This window comes from Methylobacterium sp. 22177 (assembly GCF_052045615.1).
In the GTDB taxonomy this organism is placed as follows: Bacteria; Pseudomonadota; Alphaproteobacteria; order Rhizobiales; family Beijerinckiaceae; genus Methylobacterium; species Methylobacterium radiotolerans.
This window is the reverse complement of the sequence record NZ_JBQEPK010000003.1, coordinates 240,123-261,463: the sequence shown is the minus strand read 5'-3', so window position 1 is coordinate 261,463 and position 21,341 is coordinate 240,123. Positions and strand designations below refer to the sequence as shown.

The window sequence follows — 21,341 nt, the reverse complement described above, 5'->3', positions numbered from 1 at the left end:
CTGACCGCTTGCGGGCCGTTTCGCCGCGCCCTCGCGACCGCGGCCTGAACCGCGATTCGTCGAGTCCCGCACGATTGGCGGCGATTGAGTGATCTCCGGCGTAGCAGCGCGGATAAGGGGCGGCAACGCGATCCAGGGAACAAAGGACGCGACCTGTCCCGTCGGCCGGGATTAAGACCCCGGCTCCGTCGTGGTCACCGGGCACGGAGATGGCCCGGCGTCGCCCGGGCCATGACGGCGTCGACCGGGCCATGACGGCATCGCGCGGGGACAGGCGACGGGACCGAGGCCCCGCCGCCGGGATCGTCGATCAGAAGTCGCGCTGGACGCGGAAGCGGACCTGCGAGACCGAGTCCTGCGTCACGGTGCGCGGGACGAAGGTGCCGTTGTTGATGCCGGCGACGTTGGCGTAGGCGGTGGGGCTCTTGTCGGAGTCGATGGCGCGTCCGTGCTTCACGCCGATCTGGGTGTAGAAGGCCTCGACGCCGATATCGAGATCGCGCACGGGCGACCAGATGATGCTGCCGCCGGCGACGAACTGGTAGGTGTCGCGCAGAGCTTGGCTCAACTGGTAGAAGCGCGTTCCGGGCGCGCCGACCGCGTTGGAGCCGAAATTGGCGGCGCCGTTGAAGTTCAGGACGTTGTAGAGCGCGCCCTGGGCGAGGCGGGCATTGCGGGAGAAATCCTGCTCTCCGTAGGAGCCGAAGACCGCCGAGCGCCATTCCGGCGTCCAGTAATGCAGGAACGACGCGACCGCCGAGAAGGATTGCGATGTCTGCAGCTGGCCGGTGAACGGGTTGACCGTCGCGTCCGAGAAGCTCTGGTAGATCTTCTGGCCATGGAAGCCGTTGTTGAGCTGCGTGTAGCAGCCGGTGAAGGCGCAGTACCCCGTGTACATCTGCGCCCCGTCGGCGTAGGCGCCCTGGAGATAGAGGGCATCCCCCAGCGCGACGAAGGGTGCGTTGATCTTCAGGCCGCCCTGCACGGCCCAGCCCTCGACGCTCTTGGTGTGCGCGACGCTGACATTGGCGCCCGCCGCGGGCGTCGCCGCGATGTTGCCCACATTCAGCTCATGCACCGCGGCGGAGAGCTGCGCCGAGCCCCAGCCCTGATCGACGCGCAGGACGCCGACGACGTCGGGCAACCGCTCGCGCTGAACGCTGTCGATGCTGCCGACCCCGATCGGGGCACCTCCGAAGTAGCCGACGAAGACCGGGCTCGCCGGCGACGCGGTGCCGGCCGGCGCGTAGATCGGGCTGCGCCGGAAGACCGGGTCCTCGACCGACAGCGTCGCCGACAGGCCGTAGCCGGCCGTCACCGTGTAGGCGAGAAGGTTGGTGGAGGAGACATCCGAGCCGGAGGTCGCGCCGTAGATCTCGAAGTCGTGGGCGTAGAAGTCGAAGAAGGACGACGCGCGACCGGCCGTGAGGCCGGCGAACTGGATGAACGCCTTGTCCACATTCATGAATTGCTGCGCGTGCCCGGCCTCGTCGACGCCCGTGGCGTCGTAGGCCTGCCCGATGCGGGCCTGGGTCCCCGAGCGCGCGTACCCGGTGCGGGACCCGGCATCGAGGCGAACGAAGGCGCGCAGCGTGCCGTAGGCGGTCTGCGTGCGGGCATCGAGGTTGATGCGCAGACGGCCCTGATAGCCCGCACTGTCACCGGCGTTCGTTCCGGCCTGCCGCGTCGACGCTGTCATGTATCCGCCCTCGAACCGGGCACGGCCGGAGATGCGAAGGCAGGTATCGGTGCCGGGAATGTAGAAGAAGCCTGCGCCGTACGCGCCGCAGACGCGGACGTACTCGACCGGCACACCCTTCCTGATCGGCAAGTCGGCGGCGTGTGCAGCGCCCACGGCCGCGAACGCGGCAGCAGACCCCAACAGCGATGATCTCAGTAACGGCATCGACGTCTCCGGATTTTGAAGCTCAAATCTCGCAAACGGATGAGCAAGACCGGAAATTCCAAGTATAATCTGTGATTATCTCACGGACTTCTGGGTAGTTCTAGCTTGCTACGACGGTTCTGTGGCCCATTTGCCGGGATACACTGTGCATCGGCCGTCGTGCGCGCAACAAAGATTCGATATTTTTTCCGATCTGCCAAGATAATGTTGTACGATCGCAACAAAACGCGCCACAATAATACCAAGAAAATCGATCATTACTGATTTTATCAGCCGACCTGAAGATAAAAGGCGCAGGTCAGATAGTGTTATTTCAAGCTCTCTCGAGCGATCCCCACCAATCGATGGGCGCCGGTTCGGAAGGCGGGTCAGGGCTGTCGCGCGGGCCGCATCCGGCCAGTGAGTCATCGCGGCCGCGGTCGAAACCGGCTCGGCGTCCCGCAGCGGACCTGCGGCCGCCGGCAATCGATTCGAAGCGCGTGCCGCGCTTGTCCGGCTCGTCGGCCTGAAGACCGGATCATCCCTCGGATGGCGTGCGCCGCACGACGTGGCGGCACCGTTCCGGCTGAATAGAAGCGGAGCATGCTCGGACAGTGGCGCCGGGCGAACGAGGCCGCGCAGCGTCAGCTGCCCGCGCGGCGCGGAGCGGCGCCGGCGCTCCTCACCGGCAGGTCATCGACCGGGGCACGCGCAGCGAGTCGCCCGACCGGGCGCCGGACCGTGCCCGCCCGGGAACGGAGGTTCCGTCAGCGGACCCGTGCCCGGTCACCGCTCCGCGCGACACCACGACGGCGCGGCGGCGGTCGCGCCGGATCGCGTCGGCGACCTCGTCCGCGGGCAGACCGCCTCACGGGCCGGGAGCGGCCCGACACAACGAAAAAGGCCCGGCAGAAGCCGAGCCTTGAGGTTTCTGAAGCACGGGGACCGGCGCGGAGGCCGGAGCCCCGGCGCCGGTGGAGTGGCTTAGAAGTCGCGCTGGACGCGGAAGCGGAAGGTGGAGACGCTGTCCGCCGTCGTGGTCCGCGGCACGAAGGTGCCGTTGTTGATGCCGGCGACGTTCGCGTAGGCCGTCGGGCTCTTGTCGCGGTCGATCACGCGGCCGTTCTTCACGCCGATCTGGGTGTAGAAGCCCTCGACACCGATATCGAGGTCCTTCACCGGCGACCAGATGATGCTGCCGCCCGCCACGAACTGGTAGGTGTCGCGCAGCGCCTCGCTGAGCTGGAAGAACCGGGTGCCCGGCACGCCGACGCCGTTCACGCCGAAGGAGTTACCGGTCGGGTTGGCGAGCGCGAAGGCCGCGCCTTGGGCAAGACGGGCACCGCTGCTGTAGCTCATCTCACCGTACGACCCGAAGAAGGCCGAGCGCCACTCCGGCGACCAGTAGTGGAGGTACGAGGCCGTCGCGGTGAAGCTCGTGGACTGCTCCAGCTGCCCCGTGAACGGGTTGAGCGTCGCGTCGTTCATGTACTGCGCGAACTTCTGGCCCTGGATGGTGGCCGGGTTCTGCGAGTAGCAGCCGCTGAAGGCGCAGTAGCCGGTGTACATCTGCGCACCGGAGCCGTAGGCGCCCTGCAGGTAGAGGGCGTCGCCCGGCGCGATGAACGGCGTGTTGATCTTCAGGCCGCCCTGCACCGCCCAGCCGTACGAGTTGCTGGTGTGCGGGATGCTGACGTTCGAGCCGGTGCCGGTGCCGGCGCCGTTCGCCACGTTGCCGACGTTCAGCTCGTGGACGGCGGCCGAGACCTGAGCGGAGCCCCAGGCCTGGTCGAGGCGCAGGGCGCCGACGAAGTCGGGCATGCGCGAGCGCTGGATCACGTCGACGAAGCTGTACCGGGTCGGCACGCCGTTGGTGTAGCCGATGAACACCTCGGCCGGCGACTGGGACTGTGCGAAGTTCGCGATGTTGGCGTTGACCGTCACGCCGCCCGGGTTGTTCGTCTGCGAGAAGATCACGCTGCGGCGGAAGACCGGATCTTCGGCCGAGATCGTCGCGGACAGGCCGTTGCCGAGCGTGGCCGTGTAGGCGAGCAGGTTGGTCGAGGCGATGTCGGAGCCGAGCGTGGCGCCGGCGAACTCGAAGTCGTGGGCGTAGAAGTCGAAGAACGACGAGGCGCGACCGGCGGTCATGCCGGCGAACTGGATGAACGCCTTGTCGACGTTCACGAACTGCTGGGCGCGGCCGAACTGATCGATGCCGAGGCCCGGGAAGGCCTGGCCGATACGCTGCTGGGTGCCGGAGGTGCCGACGCCGGAGTAGCCCGTGCGTGAGCCGGCATCGAGGCGGACGAAGGCGCGCAGCGTGCCGTAGGCGGTCTGGGTGCGGGCATCGAGGTTGATGCGCATCCGGCCCTGGTAGCCCGACGTGTCGCCGTTGCTGCCCTGACGCGAGTAGCTGGTCATGTAGCCGCCCTCGAACCGGGCGCGGCCGGAGAGACGCAGGCAGGTGTCGGTGCCGGGAATGTAGAAGAAGCCTGCGCCGTAGGCGCCGCAGACGCGGACGTACTCGATCGGGACCGCCTTCTTGACCGGCAGGTCGGCGGCATGAGCAGCACCCACCGCCGCGAACGCAGCAGCAGACCCGAGCAATGAGCTCTTCAAGAGCTTCATAGACATCTCCAAAGCTTCGAGACCCAATGATGCGGACGTGCCCGGTTATCCGGGTCTAGCCGCACGTTCTGTAGGTTTGGCCCGCGTCTTAAGTGGCAGGCTCCTGCGGGCTCTCGCTTGGCGATGCCCCCGTGCACGATCACCATGTGCGAACGGGTTTCTGCGAGCAACGAGGATTCGCGGCCGCCTCGGCAGTTCCAGCGCGATGTTGCGGCCTGGCAACATTCTCGGGGTGCTTTAGTCGGCAATGGTTCGCCGAATGTGCACGAATGCTGTCCTGAGCGGCTGACCTGCCGCTCCGACGGGCAGCGGCCCGCCCGGACCCGATCCGGGTCCGGGCGGGCTCTCGCCGTCTCAGGCGATTCGCCGGCGCGGCGGCACCGGAAGGCCGCCGCTCGTGGATGTGTCGGGCGGCGGCCTCACCATGGACCGACTCACATGGGCGGCGTCAGTCCATCCTTGCCGACGGCGACGCGCCGGGCGGTGATGCGCCCGTCATCCCCGCGCGCGGCGATCACGAAGACCTTGGCGCCGGGCGTCACGGCCGAGGCGCTGGCGGGCTCGAAGCTGACGACCGGCGCCTGCGGCGGCACCAGGATCTGCAGGGACTGGCCCTGGCCGTAATCGACCGTGAGGGTCCGCTCCGCCCCGCCGCCGCTCGCCTTCACCGTCCCGTTGGTCATCGCACTCTTCACGCGGGGCGCGTCCGGCGCGGTCGAGCGCATGTCCGTCTTCACCGTCCCGTTGGTCATGGCGCTCTTCACCGGCGCGCCGCCCGCGGTGCGGTCGGGGATCATGTCCCAGTCGTAGTGTCCCTCGCCGGTGCCGCGCATCGCCTCGGGAAACAGCACCACCTCCAGGGCCACCGGCGGCTCGCCCTTCGTGGCGGTGCCGATGAAGACGCCGTCCTTGATCGCGTCGAGGCTCGACGGAACGACCCAGGAGACCTTCGCGTCGGGGGCGAGCCCCACGGTTTCCGACGCGCCGTCGATCGTCTTCAGCGTGAAGCCGCCGCCCGCGACCGCCTCGACGGTGCCGCGCAGGCGCTCAACCTTCGGCGCCGCCTGCGCAGCGGTGGTGACGGCCAGCAAGCTCATCAGGGCGAGCGTCGTGAGTTTTGCCATGGGTATTATCTCTTCTCGCTGCCGGGATCGTCGCGACCGGCGGGACGTGGGGCGGGATCGCGTGACGTCAGCCCTCGAGGGCCTGTGACATCGCACCCGGGTTCGCGCCCGCGCCCGGCCCGGTTACGCGTCCCCGGCCTCTCCCAGGCGACTCAGGAACGGCGCGGCCGCCGCCTCCGCGGCCGCCTCCACAGCGCGGTATCGGCGCACCACGTCGGCGCCCAGGGCGGAGAGGCGCGCGCCGCCGCCGGCCCGGCCGCCGGTCTGCGCCTCGACCAAGGGCCGGCCGAAGCCGGTGTTCATCGCCTCCACCAGCAGCCACGCCCGGCGGTACGACATGCCGAGCGCGCGGCCCGCGCCCGCGATGGAGCCGTGCTCGGCGATCATCTCGAGAAGCCGCACCTTGCCGGGACCGAGGCGGTGCCCCGGTCCGAGATCGATGCGGATGCTGAGCCGGGGCGCCTCGCCCGCGGCCGGGGCGGGGCTCCGGAGCGGGCCGGGTGAGGCGCTCAGGCGGGGAGCGCCAGCAGCGCGAGGCCGGCCGCGGCGAGGCCGACGCCGAGGGCCGGGGCGGCCCGCGTCGCTCCGATCCGCGACGCCGCGACGCCGACGCCGATCCCCGCGGCGTGCAGGAGCGCGGTGGCCGCGAGGAAACCGAGGCCGAAGGAGAGGCCGGAGGCGGTCTCCGGCATCTCGGCCCCGTGGGCGTAGCCGTGGAACACCGCGAAGACGCCGACCAGGGCGGCCAGCAGGGCGACCGGCGCGCGGAGGCCGACGACGGCGGCGAGACCGAACACGACGATGGACAGCGCGATCGCGATCTCGACATGCGGCAGCACCACGCCGGCCAGGCCCAGGCCCGCCCCCACGCTCATCAGCGCCAGGAACGACAGGGGCAGCGCCCAGAGCGCCCGCCCGCCGCGCAGGCTGGCGAGGAGGCCGACCGCGACCATCGCGAGCACGTGGTCGGCGCCCAGAAGCGGATGGAGGAAGCCCGCCTCCGCGCCCGTCGCGGCGCCGTGGCCCGGGTGGGCGAGCGCCGCCTGGGGCAGCAGGATGAGTGCCGCCGGCAGGAGCGCCAGGGACGCGGCGGGTCGGGAGGAGAGCAGGCGCTTCATCGAGGATCCTTCGCTGGACCCGCGAAGATGTAGCGCCCTTCCGCCGCCGCTGCGAGGGGCCGGCGAACGATGATGCGGCCGCGCGGCGGCGCCGCGAGCCGGGGCCTCAGAGCGACATCGCCTCGTGGACCGCGGATGGGGCGAACGGCTCCGAGAAGGCGGCCCCGACGCCGTGGGTGAAGTGGCGCATCACCGTGGCGGTCTTTCGCCCGACGCGGATCATCGCTCCGATCTCCAGCTCGTGGTCGACGAGCAGGGCGACGCCGGAGGCCGAGACATTGAGGACGTGGCCCTGGAAGGCCTCGCCCGTCGCGGTCGTGACCTGGACGATCTTCTGCCTCGGTACGATTCGCCGGTGAGCCCGGACCGGCTCGGGCTGCAGATCCTGGGCGCGCGCCAGCGTCACGAACTGCCGGGCGAGATCGGTGAGGATCGCGCGCCCGCCCCGGACACAGACGATGAATTCCTGGCCGGCCACGCGGGCGATGCGGGCCTCGAGTGTCCCGATATGGCGGATGCTGCAGGTGAGATCCTCACCCGGCGCCAGGAGCGAGGAGGATCGGAACCGGATGCCCTCGGTCGAGACGTCGGCGGTCACGGCGTAGAAATCGCGACGCCGCTGGTTCCAGCACAGAGCAGGCAACATGACGATGTGCCGCCGAACCATCGCACCCGTATCATCATGAAGAAGACATCGGTGACCTTCTGGGGCCCGAGATTTTTCCGGGCTGTTCAGGCAAACCGTAAAATTGGCCTGATCCCGATCTCCGGCGGGCCGCGTTCCCGATGCCGGGCCGCACGGCGCGGAACCAACCTTTCCGTCCCACCTGGGCGATCGGCGCGGGTTGCGCGAACGCCGCGCTCCGAGGGCCGCCGACCGCGGCGGTGCGATCGCGCCACCAACTGAATACAAGATGCATCTTGAACCTATGGCACGGATGCTGCCTTGGGATTGTGCATGCCACACGGCCGCGCAACACTGCCGGTCGCCCCTGGAACGGACGCGGCCGATCCGCACCGCTCCTCCCGCCTCCATCCGGACCGGTCTCATGTTGCGTCTCGCCGCCTGTCTCCTCGCCGGGTTCGTCCTCGCCGGCCCCGCCGCCGCGCAGACCCTGCGCTACGGCATGATGGAGGATCCGGACGCCCTCGACCCGACGCTCGCCCGGACCTTCGCGAGCCGGATGGTGTTCGCCGCGCTCTGCGACAAGCTCGTGGATATCGGGCCCGATCTGAAGCCGGTGCCGCAGCTGGCCACCTCCTGGGAGCTGTCGCCCGACGAGAAGGCGCTGACCATGCACCTGCGCCCGGGTGTCCTGTTCCACGACGGCGAGAAGCTCGACGCCGCGGCGGCCAAGTTCTCGATCGAGCGCCACATGAAGATGCCGGGCTCGCAGCGCCGCTCGGAGATCGCGCCGGTCGACTCGGTGGACGTCGTCGACGACCTGACCTTCCGGATCAACCTGAAGCAGCCGTTCGCGCCGCTGCTGGCGCAGTTCACCGACCGGGCCGGCATGATGGTCTCGCCCAAGGCCGCCGAGCGGCTCGGCGACAAGTTCGCCACCGCGCCGGTCTGCGCCGGTCCGTATAAGTTCGTGGAGCGGGTGCCGCAGGACCGGATCGTGGTCGAGCGCTTCCCCGACTACTGGAACAAGGACGCGATCCACATCCAGCGGATCGAGTTCCGCCCGATCCCCGACGCCACCGTGCGGCTCACGAACTTGCGCGCCGGGCAGCTCGACCTGCTGGAGCGGCTCGCCCCGACGGACGTGGCGCAGGTGAAGCGCGACGCCAAGCTGAAGCTCGATTCGACCACCGAGCTCGGCTTCCAGGAGATCCTGTTCAACCCCAACAAGGCCGGCTCGCCGGTTTCCGACCCGAAGGTGCGCGCCGCCTTCGAGGCGGCCATCGACCGCAACGCCATCAATCAGGTGGTCTATAACGGCGAGTTCCTGGCCGGGAACCAGTGGGTCAACCCGAAGAACCCGAACTACGTCAGCGAGTACCCGATCCCCAAGCGGGACGTCGCCAAGGCGAAGGCCTTGCTCGCTGAAGCCGGCAAGCCGAACCCGCAGATCACCCTGACCGTCTACGCCAACAGCGAGTCGCCGCAGGTGGGCCAGGTGATCCAGGCCATGACCAAGGAGGCGGGCTTCGACGTGAAGATCCAGGCCGTGGACTTCACCACCGCGCTCGATGCCGCCGACAAGGGCAATTACGAGGCGCAGCTCTATTCCTGGAGCGGCCGCTCGGACCCGGACGGCAACACGTTCAGCTTCCTGGCCTGCAAGGCGGCGCTGAACTATCCCAAGTACTGCAGCCCCGAGGCCGACGCGGCGCTCCAGGCCGAGCGCGGCACCGTCGATCCGGCCAAGCGCAAGGCCGCCTGGAAGGCCCTGGCCGATCAGGTGCTGAAGGACCGGCCGGGCATCTACATCCTGCACCGCAAGCTGCTCTGGGCCTACAGCCAGAAGATCACCGGCTTCGTGCCCTACCCGGACGGGCTGGTGCGCTTCACCGGGCTGAAGCTCAACTGATGCTGCGGTTCCTGGCGCGTCGCCTCGCCCTGGCGGTCCCGACCCTGATCCTCGCCTCGATGATCATCTTCGCCCTGCAGCAATTGCTGCCGGGCGACGTCGCCACCGCGCTGACCGGCGAGGAGCGCGACCCGCAGGTGATCGCCTTCATCCGCGAGAAGTACCACCTCGATGAGCCCCTGCCGGTGCGCTACGCCTACTGGGCCGGCGGCGTGCTGCGGGGCGATCTCGGTGAGTCGATCCGGCTGCAGAAGCCGGTCTCGGAGCTGATCGTCGAGAAGCTGCCGGTGACGCTGGAACTCGCCTGCCTCGCCATGCTGGTGGCGCTCGCCATCGGCGTGCCCATGGGCGTGCTCTCGGCGGTCAAGCGCGGTCAGGCCGCCGACACGATCGCCAACGGCGTGGCCCTCTGGGGGCTGTCGGTGCCGAACTTCTGGCTCGGCATCCTGCTGATCCTGCTGTTCTCGGTGGAACTCGGCTGGCTGCCGGCCTCCGGCTACGTCTCGCCCTTCGAGAGCCTGTCGGAGAACCTCGCCGCCATGGTGATGCCGGCCTTCGTGCTCGGCAACGCCATCGCGGCTGTGATGATGCGCCACACCCGCGCGGCGATGCTGGGCGTGCTGGGCTCCGATTACGTTCGCACCGCGCGCGCCAAGGGCGTCTCGCCCCTGCGCGTCACGCTGCGGCACGCGCTGCCCAACGCCGCGATCCCGATCATCACCCTCGGCGCGCTGGAGTTCGGTCAGCTCCTGTCCGGGGCGGTGCTCACCGAGCAAGTGTTCTCCGTGCCGGGCTTCGGCAAGCTGATGGTCGATGCCGTCTTCAACCGGGACTTCGCCACCGTGCAGGGCGTCGTGATCTGCACGGCCGCCACCTACATCGCCCTGAACCTCGCCGCCGACCTGCTCTCGGCCGCCGTCAATCCGAAGCTGAGGCGGGCATGAGCACCGGCAGCGAGATCGCCCGCGCCGAGGCGGTCGGCCTGGAGTCCGCCCCGTCCGGTACCCCCGCCCACGCCATCCTTCAGGAACCCGGCACCCTCGCGGCCTTCTGGCGGCGCCTGCGCGCGCGCAAGAGCGCCGTCGCAGGTCTCGTCATCGTCGGCCTGCTGGTGCTGATGGCTGTGTTCGCGCCCTGGATCGCCCCCTACGACCCGACCGCCACCGACTGGGGCAACGTCCGCGGCGCGCCGAGCCTCGCGCACCCGTTCGGCGGCGACGAGGTCGGGCGCGACGTGCTCTCGCGGATCATCTTCGGCGCCCGGGCCTCGCTCGGTGCCGGCCTCGTCTCGGTGGCGCTGGCCGTCTCCCTCGGCCTGCCCCTCGGCCTGCTCGCCGGCTACGCGGGCGGCTGGATCGACGGCGCGATCTCCCGGCTCACCGACGCGCTCCTGGCGATCCCGTTCCTGATCCTGGCGATCGCGCTGGCCGCCTTCCTGGGCCCGAGCCTCGTCAACGCGATGATCGCCATCGGCCTGTCGGCGACCTCGACCTTCATCCGGCTGACCCGGGCGCAGGTGCGCGCCGTGGCGGCGGAGGAGTTCGTGGAGGCGGCCCGCGCCATGGGCAACCCGCCCTGGCGGATCGCCCGGGTCCACATCCTGCCCAACATCGTCCCGGCGATCCTCGTCCAGGCGACCCTCACCATCGCGGCCGCGATCATCGCGGAGGCGAGCCTGTCCTTCCTCGGTCTCGGCCAGCAGCCGCCGGAACCGTCCTGGGGCGCGATGCTCAACACCGCCAAGAACTTCATGGACGAGGCGCCCTGGATGGCGATCTGGCCGGGCCTGTCGATCTTCCTGGCGGTGCTCGCCTTCAACCTGTTCGGCGACGGATTGCGGGACGCCCTCGACCCGAGGCAGCGCACATGACCAAGCCCCTCCTCGACGTCCGCGACCTCGCGGTCGCCTTCGACACCGACGGCGGCGCGGTCCACGCGGTCAACGGCGTGTCCTACACCCTGCACGAGGGGGAGACGCTGGGGATCGTCGGCGAGTCGGGCTCCGGCAAGAGCGTGCACGTGCTCGCCATGTTGGGCCTGATCCCGCGCCCGCCCGGCCGCATCACCGGCGGGCAGGTGCTGTTCGAGGGCCGCGACCTCCTCGCCCTGAAGGAGCGGGAACTCCGAAAGATCCGCGGCGGCGCGATCGGCTTCGTCTTCCAGGACCCGATGAGCTCGCTCAACCCCGGCATGACCGTGGCGGCGCAGATCGTCGAGCCCCTGCGCATCCATCTGGGCCTCGACGCCCGCGCGGCCCGCGCCCGGGCGAAGGACCTGCTCGATCTCGTGCGCATCCCGAACGCGGCCGCCCGCCTCGACCAGTACCCGCACGAGTTCTCCGGCGGCCAGCGCCAGCGGGTCATGATCGCCATCGGTCTCAGCTGCCGCCCGAAGCTGCTCATCGCCGACGAGGCGACCACCGCCCTCGACGTCACCGTCCAGGCCGAGATCGTCGCCCTGGTGCAGGAGCTGAAGCGCGAGCTCGGCATGGCGATCATCTGGATCACCCACGATCTCGGCGTGGTGGCCGGCATCAGCGACACCGTGCAGGTGATGTATGCCGGCCGGATCCTGGAACGCGGCCCGGTCGACGACATCTTCTCGGATCCGCGCAACGCCTACACGCTGGGGCTGCTGCGCTCCCTGCCGGACCTGTCCGGCGGCCGGGCCGGGCGGCGGCGCCTGCACCAGATCGAGGGCGCGCCGCCGGACATGCGCCACCCGCCGCCGGGCGATCCCTTCGCGCCGCGCAACGCCTTCGCCACGCCCCGCTGCCGGGCCGAGATGCCGCCCCTGGCGCAGGCGCCCGGTGCCGCTCCGGGCCACCTCGTCGCCGCCTGGTACGACCTGCCGAAGCTCCTGAGCCGGGAGGCCGCACGATGAGCGGGCAGGATTACCCGGTCGTCTCGGTGCGCGACCTGTCCAAGCACTATCCCCTCCGCTCGTGGTGGGGCGGCAAGGCCTCGGTGTTCCGCGCCGTCGAGGGGGTCAGCTTCGACATCCGCCCCGGAGAGACCCTCGGCCTCGTCGGCGAATCCGGGTCCGGCAAGTCGACCATCGGCCGGGCCGTGACCATGCTCAACCCGCCGACCTCGGGCACGATCGCCTTCGAGGGCACCGACCTCGCCAAGCTCTCGGCGGGGGCGATGCGGAGGATGCGCGCGCGCATCCAGACCGTGTTCCAGGACCCCTACGCGGCCCTCAACCCGCGGATGAGCGCCGGGGAGTACGTCGCGGAGGCCTTCAAGCTGCACCGGCGGGATATGCGGGGTCCGGAGCGGCGGGAGGCGGTCGCGGCCCTGTTCCAGCGGGTCGGACTCGATCCGCGCTTCATGGGGCGCTACCCGCACCAGTTCTCGGGCGGCCAGCGGCAGCGCATCTGCATCGCCCGGGCGATCGCCCTCAAGCCGAGCTTCATCGTCGCCGACGAGCCGATCGCGGCCCTCGACGTCTCGATCCAGGCGCAGGTGGTGAACCTGCTGCAGGATCTGCAGGACGAGATGGGCCTCTCCTACCTGTTCATCTCCCACGACCTGCGGATGGTGCGCTACCTCTGCCACCGGGTCGCGGTCCTCTGGCGTGGGCGGATCGTCGAGCTGGCCGAGGCGGACGCCCTCTACGAGGATCCGCGCCATCCCTATACCCGCCGCCTGCTCGCCGCGGTGCCGGTCCCGCACCCGGCCGAGGAGCGCGCCCGCCTCGCCGCGCGGGACCTCGCCGGCCACGACCAGCCGCCGGACGGGCCGCTCACCGAGGTCGCGCCGGGGCATTGGGTGGCGCTGCCCGCGGGGCAGCACGCGTGACAGGCTTACATTCTCTTTCCCGCCCTCCTCCCTCATCCTGAGGTGCGAGCGCAGCGAGCCTCGCGGGATAGCTCAGGCCGGCCTTGGGATCCCTGGGGCCCTCCTCCGAGGCCTCCGCTGCGCTCCTACACCTCAGGATGAGGTCGCGTCTTGGATCAAGCCATCCCGTCTCCCTGAGGCGGTCATCACAGCAGGACATCCCGTGAGAGACTTCTCCGCCCCCGGCCGCTCCCCGGTCTACGCCGCCAACGCCGCCGTCGCGACCTCGCACCCGCTGTCGACGCTCGCCGCCGTCGAGGTGCTGCGCGCGGGCGGCAACGCCGTCGATGCCGGCATCGCGGCGGTGGCCGTGCAATGCGTGGTCGATCCGCTGATGACCGGCATCGGCGGCGACTGCTTCGCCCTCTACGCGCCCGCGGGCGCCACCAAGCCCATCGCCCTCGACGGTTCGGGCCGGGCCCCGGCCGCCGCGACGCCCGACTGGTACGCCGAGCACGGCGTCACCATCACCCCGGCCTCGCCGCACGCCGTCACGGTGCCGGGCGCGGTCGCGGCCTGGGACCTGCTGGTGCGCGAGCACGGCACCCGCTCCCTCGGCGAGTTGCTTCAGCCCGCAATCCGCTACGCGGAGGACGGGTTCGTCGTCCAGCAGCGGGTCGGATGGGACTGGCTGCGCGGCGCCGAACGCGTCGCCGCGGACCCGCACGCCGCCGAGACCTACCTGCCCGGCGGGAAACCGCCGGCGATCGGCAGCGTCGTCCGTCTGCCGAAGCTCGCGGCGACACTCCGGAAGATCGCCGAGCACGGTGCGCGCGCCTTCTACACGGGCCCGGTTGCCGAGGACATGGTGAGCCGCCTCAACGCCCTCGGCGGCCTGCACACCCTGGACGACTTCGCCGCCGCCCGGCCCGACGTGGTCGTGCCGGTCTCGACCCGCTACCGCGGCTACGACGTCTACGAGTGCCCGCCCGCCGGCCAGGGACTGGCGGCGCTGATGATGCTCAACGTGCTCTCGCACTACGACGTCGGGGCGCTCTCGGACCTCGACCGGCTCCACCTCTTCGCCGAGGTGTGCAAGCAGGGCTACCACCATCGCGACGTGCTGTTCGGCGACGCCGCCCTCGCCAACGTGCCGATCGAGCACCTGCTCTCCGACGCCTGGAAGGCCGCCGCCCACGGGGCGATCGACATGGGCCGGGCGCGCGAGCCGGTGATCTACCCCGAGATCAAGCAGGAGATCGCCGAGGGCCGCGCCCACAAGGATACGGTCTATCTCTGCGTGGTCGACCGGGACGGCAACGCGCTGTCGCTGATCAACTCGATCTTCCAGGGGTTCGGCTCGGGCATCCTGGCGCCCGAGAGCGGCGTGCTGCTGCACAATCGCGGCCTGTCGTTCCGCACGGAGGGCGGCCACCCGAACAGTGTCGGGCCGGGGAAGCGGCCGATGCACACGATCATCCCGGGCATGCTGATGAAGGACGGGCAGGCGGTCGCCCCCTTCGGCGTCATGGGCGGCCACTATCAGGCCATGGGCCATGTCGAGCTGCTCTCCGGTCTGCTCGACCGGGGCCTCGACGTGCAGGAGGCCCTCGATGCCCCGCGCAGCTTCGCCTATGGCGGCAGCCTGGAGGTGGAGGGCGGGATCCCCGACGCGGTGATGGCGGGGCTCAAGGAGCGCGGCCACCCGGCGATCCGCGCGCCGCTGCCGCTCGGCGGCGGCCAGATCATCTGGATCGACCGGAAGGCCGGCACGCTGGCGGCGGGCTCGGACCCGCGCAAGGATGGGGCGGCGCTGGGGTATTGATGCGTGTGTGAGGATGGGCGCCTCCGGCGCTCATCCTTCGGTGCGGGCAACGGCGAGCCTTGTCAGCACATCGTCTTTGCGAGCGGAGCGAAGCGATCCCGGGTGGCGCCACGCTGAGCGATCGCGTGCTGCCCTGGGCCACTTCGCTCCGCTCGTGATGACGGCGTTGCGGATCGAGACCGCCGATCAGTCGATATCCTCGACCGCCTCGCCGCCGCCGTAGACCCGCTGGGCCAGCGAGGCCTCCATGAACGGGTCGAGGTCGCCGTCGAGCACCTCGTCCGGATCGGTGGACTGGGTGCCGGTGCGCAGGTCCTTCACCAGCTGGTACGGCTGCAGCACGTAGGACCGGATCTGGTGGCCCCAGCCGATATCCGTCTTGGCGGCGGCCTCGGCGTTGGCCTTCTCCTCGCGCTTCTTCAGCTCCAGCTCGTACAGGCGGGCGCGCAGCATGTTCCAGGCGGTCGCCCGGTTCTTGTGCTGCGAACGCTCCTGCTGACACGCCACCACGATCCCGGTGGGATTGTGGGTGATGCGCACCGCCGAGTCGGTGGTGTTCACGTGCTGGCCGCCGGCGCCGGACGACCGGTAGGTGTCGATCCGGCAGTCGGATTCCTTGATCTCGATCTCGATCCGGTCGTCGATCACCGGGTAGACCCAGACGCTGGCGAAGCTGGTGTGCCGCCGCGCGCTGGAATCGTAGGGCGAGATCCGCACCAGCCGGTGCACGCCGGACTCGGTCTTGAGCCACCCGTAGGCGTTGTGGCCCTTGATCAGGAGCGTGGCGCCCTTGATCCCGGCCTCCTCGCCGTCGGTCATCTCGACGACCTCGACCTTGTACTTCCGGCGTTCGGCCCAGCGGGCGTACATGCGCTGGAGCATGTTGGCCCAGTCCTGGCTCTCGGTGCCGCCGGCGCCCGCATGCACTTCGAGATAGGTGTCGAAGCCGTCGGCCTCGCCGGACAGTAGGGTCTCGACCTGCCGGCTCGCGGCCTCCTTCTCGACGGCCAGGATCGCCGCCTCGCCCTCTCGGATCGAGGATTCGTCACCCTCCATCTCGCCGAGTTCGATCAGCGTGGCGCCGTCCTCGAGGTCGCGCTCGAGCTTCTTGATCGCCGTGACGGCCTCGTCGAGCTGCTGGCGCTCGCGCATGACCTTCTGGGCGGCCTCGGCATCGTTCCAGAGGTCGGGGTCCTCGGAGGCTGCGTTCAGCTCCGCGAGGCGTTTATCGACTGTGTCCCAGTCAAAGATGCCTCCTCAGCAGCCCTATAGACTGCTTGGCGGCATCCGAGGCTTGCTCGATCTCGGCGCGCATCTGGTTTTTCGGGGATGGGGTGCGGGGAAGGGGTTTGGTGTCGGGCGGGGGTGATAGCCCCCGGGGACCGACCTGTAAACGCCGCCAGGCCGTCCAACCCTCCCCCCGTGCGGCGCCCGACCGCAGGGATGCGCGCGAGCCGGTCCGCGCCGGGCGCGTTGTCGGGCACGGACGAAGGAGGCTTGTAGATGGCGGATGACGATCACGCGGCGACGTGGAAGGACTTCAACGAGGCCGTCAACATGACGCCGGCCGCGCTGAAGAAGCACCTCGACAGCGACGCCAGCAAGGAGGTCGGCCAGAAGAAGGACGGCGATGAATCGACCGGCCACGAGATGGGCCGGCGCATCCTGGCCATCAAGGACAAGAAGAAAGCGGATCTGACCGACGACGACTACACTGCCATGCGCAAGGTCGTGGGCTACGTCCACCGCCACCTCAAGCAGGGCGGCGCGGCCCGGAAGGATCCGGACTCACCCTGGCGGGTGTCGCTGATGAACTGGGGCCACGATCCGCACAAGGATTGAGGCCCCGGAGCGCCCGGCGGCTCAGTACCGCGGCGGCACGATGTAGGACGGGGCGATCACGTACTCCCGCGGCCGCTTGCGCGCGCCGAACCGGCCCTCGGTGATCTGGTCGTTGTAGTAATCGAACCCGGTGTAGCCGAAGCCGCCGCCGTTCATCACCTCGGCCACCGGGACCGCCGGCTGGGCGAGGTCGGGCCGGCCCGGCGGTACGACGACCTGGCAGCAGCCGTCGGTCTCCAGGACGGTCGGGCCGTTCGGGGCGGTGAACACGAAGGCGCGAGGTTGGAAGGGCGCCGCCGGGTAGGCGGCGTCCGAGGCCGAGGCGCCCTGCCCCGCAAGGAGGGCGAGGAGTCCGGCGGCGATCAGGATCTTGGTGCTCACGCGATGCTCCGTCAGGGGGCCGGACGAGCCGGCATCTGGCCTACAGTCTAGCTGATCGCGGGCGGCTTGTCCGTCGGATCCGAATCGACCGGTTACCGAAATCCCGGGCGGGATCAGCCGCGCGCGCGCAGCACGACCTGCGGGCTCGCCGGAACGGGGCGGCAATCCGTCATGAAGGCGTTGACCGGCAACGGCTTCGAGTCGCACGCGTACACGTCCGCCGGTCCCGGCGCGGGGATCGGATCCCGGGCGATGATCGGGTTCGGCGCGCAGGCCGAGGCCGCGGCGGCGAGCAGCAGGGCGGCAATCAGGTTCAGGCGGCGCATGCGACACTCGGGACGCGGGAAGACCCCCGCACCTGACCCTGGCCATCGCGCCCCGCCCTGACAAGCGCCGGCGCGGGGCGCCGACACCTTTGACCGGGTCTGTCGCCCCGCGGCAACAATCTGCGCGGGCCCGGCTACCCGGCCCGGGCCATCGGCACGACGTTGTGCAGCGTCTTGTCGGTGCCGTCGAAGAACCGCCGGATGTTTCGCGCCGCCTGCCGGATGCGCTGCTCGTTCTCCACGAGGGCGATGCGGACGTACTCGTCGCCGAACTCGCCGAAGCCGATGCCGGGCGCGACCGCCACGTCGGACTTCTCCAGCAGCAGCTTGGAGAATTCGAGGCTGCCCAGCTCCCGGTAGCGCTCGGGGATCGGGACCCAGGCGAACATCGAGGAGGCGGGCGACGGGATGGTCCAGCCGGCCTTGCCGAAGGATTCCACCAGCGCGTCGCGGCGCTTCCTGTAGATGCTGCGCATCTCGTGGATGCAGTCGTCCGGCCCGTTGAGCGCGGCGGTCGCGGCGACCTGGATCGGCGTGAAGGCGCCGTAATCGAGGTAGGACTTCACCCGGGTGAGTGCCGCGAGCAGGCGCTCGTTGCCCACCGCGAAGCCCATCCGCCAGCCGGCCATCGAGTAGGTCTTCGACAGCGAGGTGAACTCCACCGTGCAGTCGATGGCGCCGGGCACCTGCAGGACCGAGGGCGGCGGGTTGTTGTCGAAGTAGACCTCCGCGTAGGCGAGGTCCGACAGCAGGATCAGCTCGTGCTGCTTCGCGAAGGCCACGAGGTCCCGATAGAAGTCGAGGCTCGCCACGTAGGCGGTCGGGTTCGACGGGTAGCACACGACCAGCGCCACCGGCTTCGGGATCGAGTGGCGCATGGCCCGCTCCAGGGCGGGGAACATCGCGGGAGTCGGCTCGGCCGGCACGGAGCGGATGACGCCGCCGGCCATCAGGAAGCCGAAGGCGTGGATCGGGTAGCTCGGGTTCGGCACCAGCACGACGTCGCCCGGCGCGGTGATCGCCTGGGCCATGTTGGCGAACCCTTCCTTCGACCCGAGGGTCGCCACCACCTGGGTGTCGGGGTTCAGAGTCACGCCGAAGCGCCGCTGGTAATAGCCCGCCTGGGCCTTGCGCAGGCCCGCGATGCCCTTGGAGGCCGAGTAGCGATCCGTGCGCGGCCGCCCGGCCGTCTCGCACAGCTTGGCGATCACGTGCTTCGGGGCGTCCAGATCCGGGTTGCCCATGCCGAGATCGATGATGTCGGCGCCCTGCGCTCGGGCGGCGGCCTTGATCCGGTTGACCTGCTCGAAGACGTAGGGCGGCAGTCGCTTGATGCGGTGGAAGTCGGTCATGGGCGTGTCCATCGGCGCGTCCCGGATCCGGCGTCTCTCGTCTGGGCCGGTCGGGCGAACCACTTGCTCTAGCAGAGTTGCGGGCCGCCGCCGACCCAGAAAAAGGGCCGGCTATTGCGGCGCCGCCGGGGCCGGCTTGATGGTGGCGGCCGCGCCCCGCCCGGCGCTCGCGGCGGCGCGGCCCCGGGCCTCGTTGCGTCCGCGGGCGCCCTCCAGCTCCGCCTCCAGGGCCTTCTGGCCCGTGACCGACTTGGCCCGGACCGGCCGCTTCGGCGCGTCGACGCCCACCGGCATGAAGTCGGGCTGCACCTTGCTGCGCGTGTCCGCGACGAAATCCGGGGCCGCGACGACCCGCGGCCCGTAGCCTGCATCGGAGGCCAGCGAGCGGACGACGTCGCCCGAGCAGGCCCCGAGCGCGCCGACCAGCACGCCCAGGCCGGCCACGCGCGTCAGGCGGCGCAGCGGACCGGCGCGACGCGGGCGGACGGCGGGGTTCAAAATGGCACGATCCATCGTCACATGCGTATGAAAAGATCGGCCGGATGTTTCGGCGACGTCCTGAGCCGGGCTGGCGAAAACTCTGGCTCGCTCCTTATTTTGTCGGAAACGAGGCCCGCGCCATCGGGTCAACAGATGAAGCACAGGGAGGCACGTTTGACGAGCCCGCAGGCGCCGGATCGGACCGCCCCTCCGAAGTCGGTCTCGAACGGCGCGATGCCGGACGGCACGGTCGCCCCGATGCCGGATTTCGAGGCGCTCTCCCGAAATGCCGGGCAGTTCGTCGAGGCGATGGGGCGCAACGTCGCCCGCCTCCTCGGGCCCGAGGGCCAAGCGGGCGCGCCCGGCAGCGAGATGAACGAGGCGGCCAAGGTGCTCGGTCAGGTGGCCGAGGCCTGGCTCGCCGACCCGAACCGCAGCGCCGAGGCGCAGGCCCGCCTGGCGCAGGCCTTCCTGTCGCTCTGGGGCTCCACCTACCTGCGCCTGCAGGGCCAGCCCGCCGATCCGGTGGCGCTGCCCGAGCCCCGGGACGCGCGATTCGCCCATGCCGAGTGGTCGACCAACCCGTATTTCGATTTCATCAAGCAGGCCTACCTGCTCGCAACCCGCTGGGCCGAGAGCCTCGTGGACGAGGCCGAGGGTCTCGACGCGCATACCCGCCACAAGGCGCAGTTCTACCTGCGCCAGCTCACCAGCATGCTGTCGCCCTCGAACTTCCTGCCGACCAACCCGGAGCTGATCCGCCACACCCTGCAGGAGAACGGCGCCAACCTCGTCCGCGGCCTCAAGATGTACGAGGAGGATCTGCAGGCCGGCGGCGGGCAGCTGCGGGTACGCCAGACCGACCCGAGCGGGTTCGAGGTCGGCCGCAACATGGCGGTCACCCCCGGCGAGGTGGTGTTCCGCAACGACCTGATCGAGCTGATCCAGTACGCGCCGACCACCGAGACCGTGCTGCGGCGCCCGTTCCTGATGGTCCCGCCCTGGATCAACAAGTTCTACATCCTCGATCTCAACCCCCAGAAGAGCTTCTTCAAGTGGATGGTCGATCAGGGGCTGACGGTCTTCTGCATCTCCTGGGTGAACCCGGATACGCGCCACGCCGACAAGGACTTCGAGTCGTACATGCGCGAGGGGATCGAGGCGGCCATCGACGCGATCGGCGTCGCCACCGGCGAGAACGAGGTCACGGCGGCGGGCTACTGCGTCGGCGGCACGCTGCTCGCCGTGACGCTCGCCATGCAGGCCGCGACCGGCAACCGCCGGATCAAGAGCGCGACGCTGCTCACCACGCAGGTCGACTTCACCCACGCGGGCGACCTGAAGGTCTTCGCCGACGAGGAGCAGATCCGCCAGGTCGAGGCGCGCATGGCCGAGCAGGGCTATCTCGAGGGCGCCCGGATGGCGAACGCCTTCAACATGCTCCGGCCGAACGACCTGATCTGGCCCTATGTTGTGAACAACTACATCAAGGGTAAGGCGCCCTCGGCCTTCGACCTGCTGTACTGGAATTCCGACGCCACCCGGATGCCGGCGGCCAACCATTCCTTCTACCTGCGCAACTGCTACCTCAACAACACGCTGGCGCAGGGCCGAATGGTGCTGGGCAACGTCCGCCTCGACCTCCGGAAGGTGCAGGTTCCGATCTTCAACCTCGCCACCCGCGAGGACCACATCGCGCCGGCGCTGTCGGTCTTCGAGGGCTCGAAGGTGTTCGGCGGCAAGGTCGATTTCGTGCTCGCGGGCTCGGGCCACATCGCCGGCGTGATCAACCCGCCGTCCAAGCCGAAATACGGCTACTGGACCGGCGGCCCCGTGAAGGGGACGCTCGAAGAGTGGATCAGGGCCGCGGTCGAGACCAAGGGCTCGTGGTGGCCCTACTGGTTCCAGTGGATCGAGGCGCAGGCTCCGGAGCGGGTGCCCGCCCGTCAGCCGGGCGGCGACGCTCTTCAATCCCTGGGCCCCGCGCCCGGGACCTACGTGCGGATGCGCGCCTGAGGCGCGCGGCGCGCGCGGGTCGACGGGTGATCGGCCGCGACG

19 protein-coding genes are annotated in these 21,341 nt (G+C 70.0%); 8 read left to right on the top strand and 11 right to left on the bottom strand.

Annotated elements, in window-relative coordinates; genetic code table 11:
- Window positions 1-310: 310 nt before the first annotated feature.
- The 6 genes from ACTJK8_RS05760 to ACTJK8_RS05735 all read right to left on the bottom strand — a co-directional run bounded on the left by ACTJK8_RS05760 (window position 311) and on the right by ACTJK8_RS05735 (window position 7,404).
- Window positions 311-1,906, bottom strand: coding sequence for a porin (locus tag ACTJK8_RS05760; RefSeq protein WP_440761639.1), 1,596 nt, complete (start codon window positions 1,904-1,906; stop codon window positions 311-313).
- A gap of 963 nt (window positions 1,907-2,869) precedes the next feature.
- Window positions 2,870-4,516 (bottom strand): porin, encoded by a 1,647-nt coding sequence (locus ACTJK8_RS05755; protein WP_043074916.1) that lies wholly within the window; start codon window positions 4,514-4,516, stop codon window positions 2,870-2,872.
- A 434-nt stretch (window positions 4,517-4,950) separates the two neighbouring features.
- Entirely contained in the window at window positions 4,951-5,640 is a 690-nt protein-coding gene (locus ACTJK8_RS05750; RefSeq protein WP_440761638.1) for a metal ABC transporter permease, read from the bottom strand.
- 123 nt (window positions 5,641-5,763) lie between these two features.
- A complete protein-coding gene (locus tag ACTJK8_RS05745; protein ID WP_440761637.1) occupies window positions 5,764-6,042 on the bottom strand; it encodes a winged helix-turn-helix domain-containing protein in 279 nt (92 codons plus the stop codon).
- Between the two features lie 107 nt (window positions 6,043-6,149).
- Window positions 6,150-6,758 carry a HupE/UreJ family protein gene (locus ACTJK8_RS05740; protein WP_053622325.1) on the bottom strand — a complete coding sequence of 203 codons (609 nt, stop codon included), beginning with the start codon at window positions 6,756-6,758 and terminating at the stop codon, window positions 6,150-6,152.
- 106 nt (window positions 6,759-6,864) lie between these two features.
- Entirely contained in the window at window positions 6,865-7,404 is a 540-nt protein-coding gene (locus ACTJK8_RS05735) for a PilZ domain-containing protein (protein ID WP_012321989.1), read from the bottom strand.
- Window positions 7,405-7,807: 403 nt separating this feature from the next.
- On the opposite strand from ACTJK8_RS05735, the gene ACTJK8_RS05730 reads away from it, so the two are divergent.
- The 6 genes from ACTJK8_RS05730 to ggt all read left to right on the top strand — a co-directional run bounded on the left by ACTJK8_RS05730 (window position 7,808) and on the right by ggt (window position 14,902).
- Entirely contained in the window at window positions 7,808-9,295 is a 1,488-nt protein-coding gene (locus ACTJK8_RS05730) for an ABC transporter substrate-binding protein (RefSeq protein WP_440761636.1), read from the top strand.
- Window positions 9,295-10,239, top strand: coding sequence for an ABC transporter permease (locus tag ACTJK8_RS05725; protein ID WP_024828306.1), 945 nt, complete (start codon window positions 9,295-9,297; stop codon window positions 10,237-10,239). Before ACTJK8_RS05730 ends, ACTJK8_RS05725 begins: the two co-directional genes overlap by 1 nt.
- The gene (locus ACTJK8_RS05720; RefSeq protein WP_043074915.1) at window positions 10,236-11,165 is read left to right on the top strand and encodes an ABC transporter permease; all 930 of its coding nucleotides are present in this window, start codon (window positions 10,236-10,238) and stop codon (window positions 11,163-11,165) included. The genes ACTJK8_RS05725 and ACTJK8_RS05720 overlap by 4 nt, the downstream gene beginning before the upstream one ends.
- Window positions 11,162-12,178: an ABC transporter ATP-binding protein gene (locus ACTJK8_RS05715; protein ID WP_043074914.1), complete on the top strand. Its 1,017-nt coding sequence runs from the start codon at window positions 11,162-11,164 to the stop codon at window positions 12,176-12,178. Before ACTJK8_RS05720 ends, ACTJK8_RS05715 begins: the two co-directional genes overlap by 4 nt.
- Complete coding sequence (locus ACTJK8_RS05710) at window positions 12,175-13,098, top strand: ABC transporter ATP-binding protein (RefSeq protein WP_043074913.1); 924 nt, start codon at window positions 12,175-12,177, stop codon at window positions 13,096-13,098. Before ACTJK8_RS05715 ends, ACTJK8_RS05710 begins: the two co-directional genes overlap by 4 nt.
- Window positions 13,099-13,300: 202 nt before the next feature.
- Entirely contained in the window at window positions 13,301-14,902 is a 1,602-nt protein-coding gene (gene ggt / locus ACTJK8_RS05705; protein WP_440761635.1) for a gamma-glutamyltransferase, read from the top strand.
- Between the two features lie 186 nt (window positions 14,903-15,088).
- On the opposite strand, the gene prfB is transcribed toward ggt, so the two are convergent.
- A protein-coding gene (gene prfB, locus ACTJK8_RS05700) for a peptide chain release factor 2 (RefSeq protein ID WP_106427873.1) occupies window positions 15,089-16,217 on the bottom strand; the annotation gives its coding sequence in 2 pieces (ribosomal slippage) (window positions 15,089-16,147 and window positions 16,149-16,217; 1,128 coding nt in all).
- A gap of 188 nt (window positions 16,218-16,405) precedes the next feature.
- Here prfB and ACTJK8_RS05695 point away from each other — a divergent pair.
- A complete protein-coding gene (locus ACTJK8_RS05695) occupies window positions 16,406-16,744 on the top strand; it encodes a DUF3140 domain-containing protein (protein WP_287081879.1) in 339 nt (112 codons plus the stop codon).
- A gap of 21 nt (window positions 16,745-16,765) precedes the next feature.
- On the opposite strand, the gene ACTJK8_RS05690 is transcribed toward ACTJK8_RS05695, so the two are convergent.
- From ACTJK8_RS05690 to ACTJK8_RS05675, 4 genes are all read right to left on the bottom strand, one after another.
- Window positions 16,766-17,125, bottom strand: a complete 360-nt coding sequence (locus ACTJK8_RS05690) for a hypothetical protein (RefSeq protein WP_440761634.1) — start codon at window positions 17,123-17,125, stop codon at window positions 16,766-16,768.
- 113 nt (window positions 17,126-17,238) lie between these two features.
- Window positions 17,239-17,451 (bottom strand): hypothetical protein, encoded by a 213-nt coding sequence (locus ACTJK8_RS05685; RefSeq protein WP_012321979.1) that lies wholly within the window; start codon window positions 17,449-17,451, stop codon window positions 17,239-17,241.
- Window positions 17,452-17,585: 134 nt separating this feature from the next.
- On the bottom strand, window positions 17,586-18,803 hold the full coding sequence (locus tag ACTJK8_RS05680) for an LL-diaminopimelate aminotransferase (protein WP_024828312.1): 1,218 nt from the start codon (window positions 18,801-18,803) through the stop codon (window positions 17,586-17,588).
- A 111-nt stretch (window positions 18,804-18,914) separates the two neighbouring features.
- Window positions 18,915-19,301 carry a hypothetical protein gene (locus ACTJK8_RS05675; protein ID WP_106427872.1) on the bottom strand — a complete coding sequence of 129 codons (387 nt, stop codon included), beginning with the start codon at window positions 19,299-19,301 and terminating at the stop codon, window positions 18,915-18,917.
- Window positions 19,302-19,517: 216 nt separating this feature from the next.
- On the opposite strand from ACTJK8_RS05675, the gene ACTJK8_RS05670 reads away from it, so the two are divergent.
- Window positions 19,518-21,299 carry a PHA/PHB synthase family protein gene (locus tag ACTJK8_RS05670; RefSeq protein ID WP_041372857.1) on the top strand — a complete coding sequence of 594 codons (1,782 nt, stop codon included), beginning with the start codon at window positions 19,518-19,520 and terminating at the stop codon, window positions 21,297-21,299.
- The last annotated feature ends 42 nt before the right edge of the window (window positions 21,300-21,341 follow it).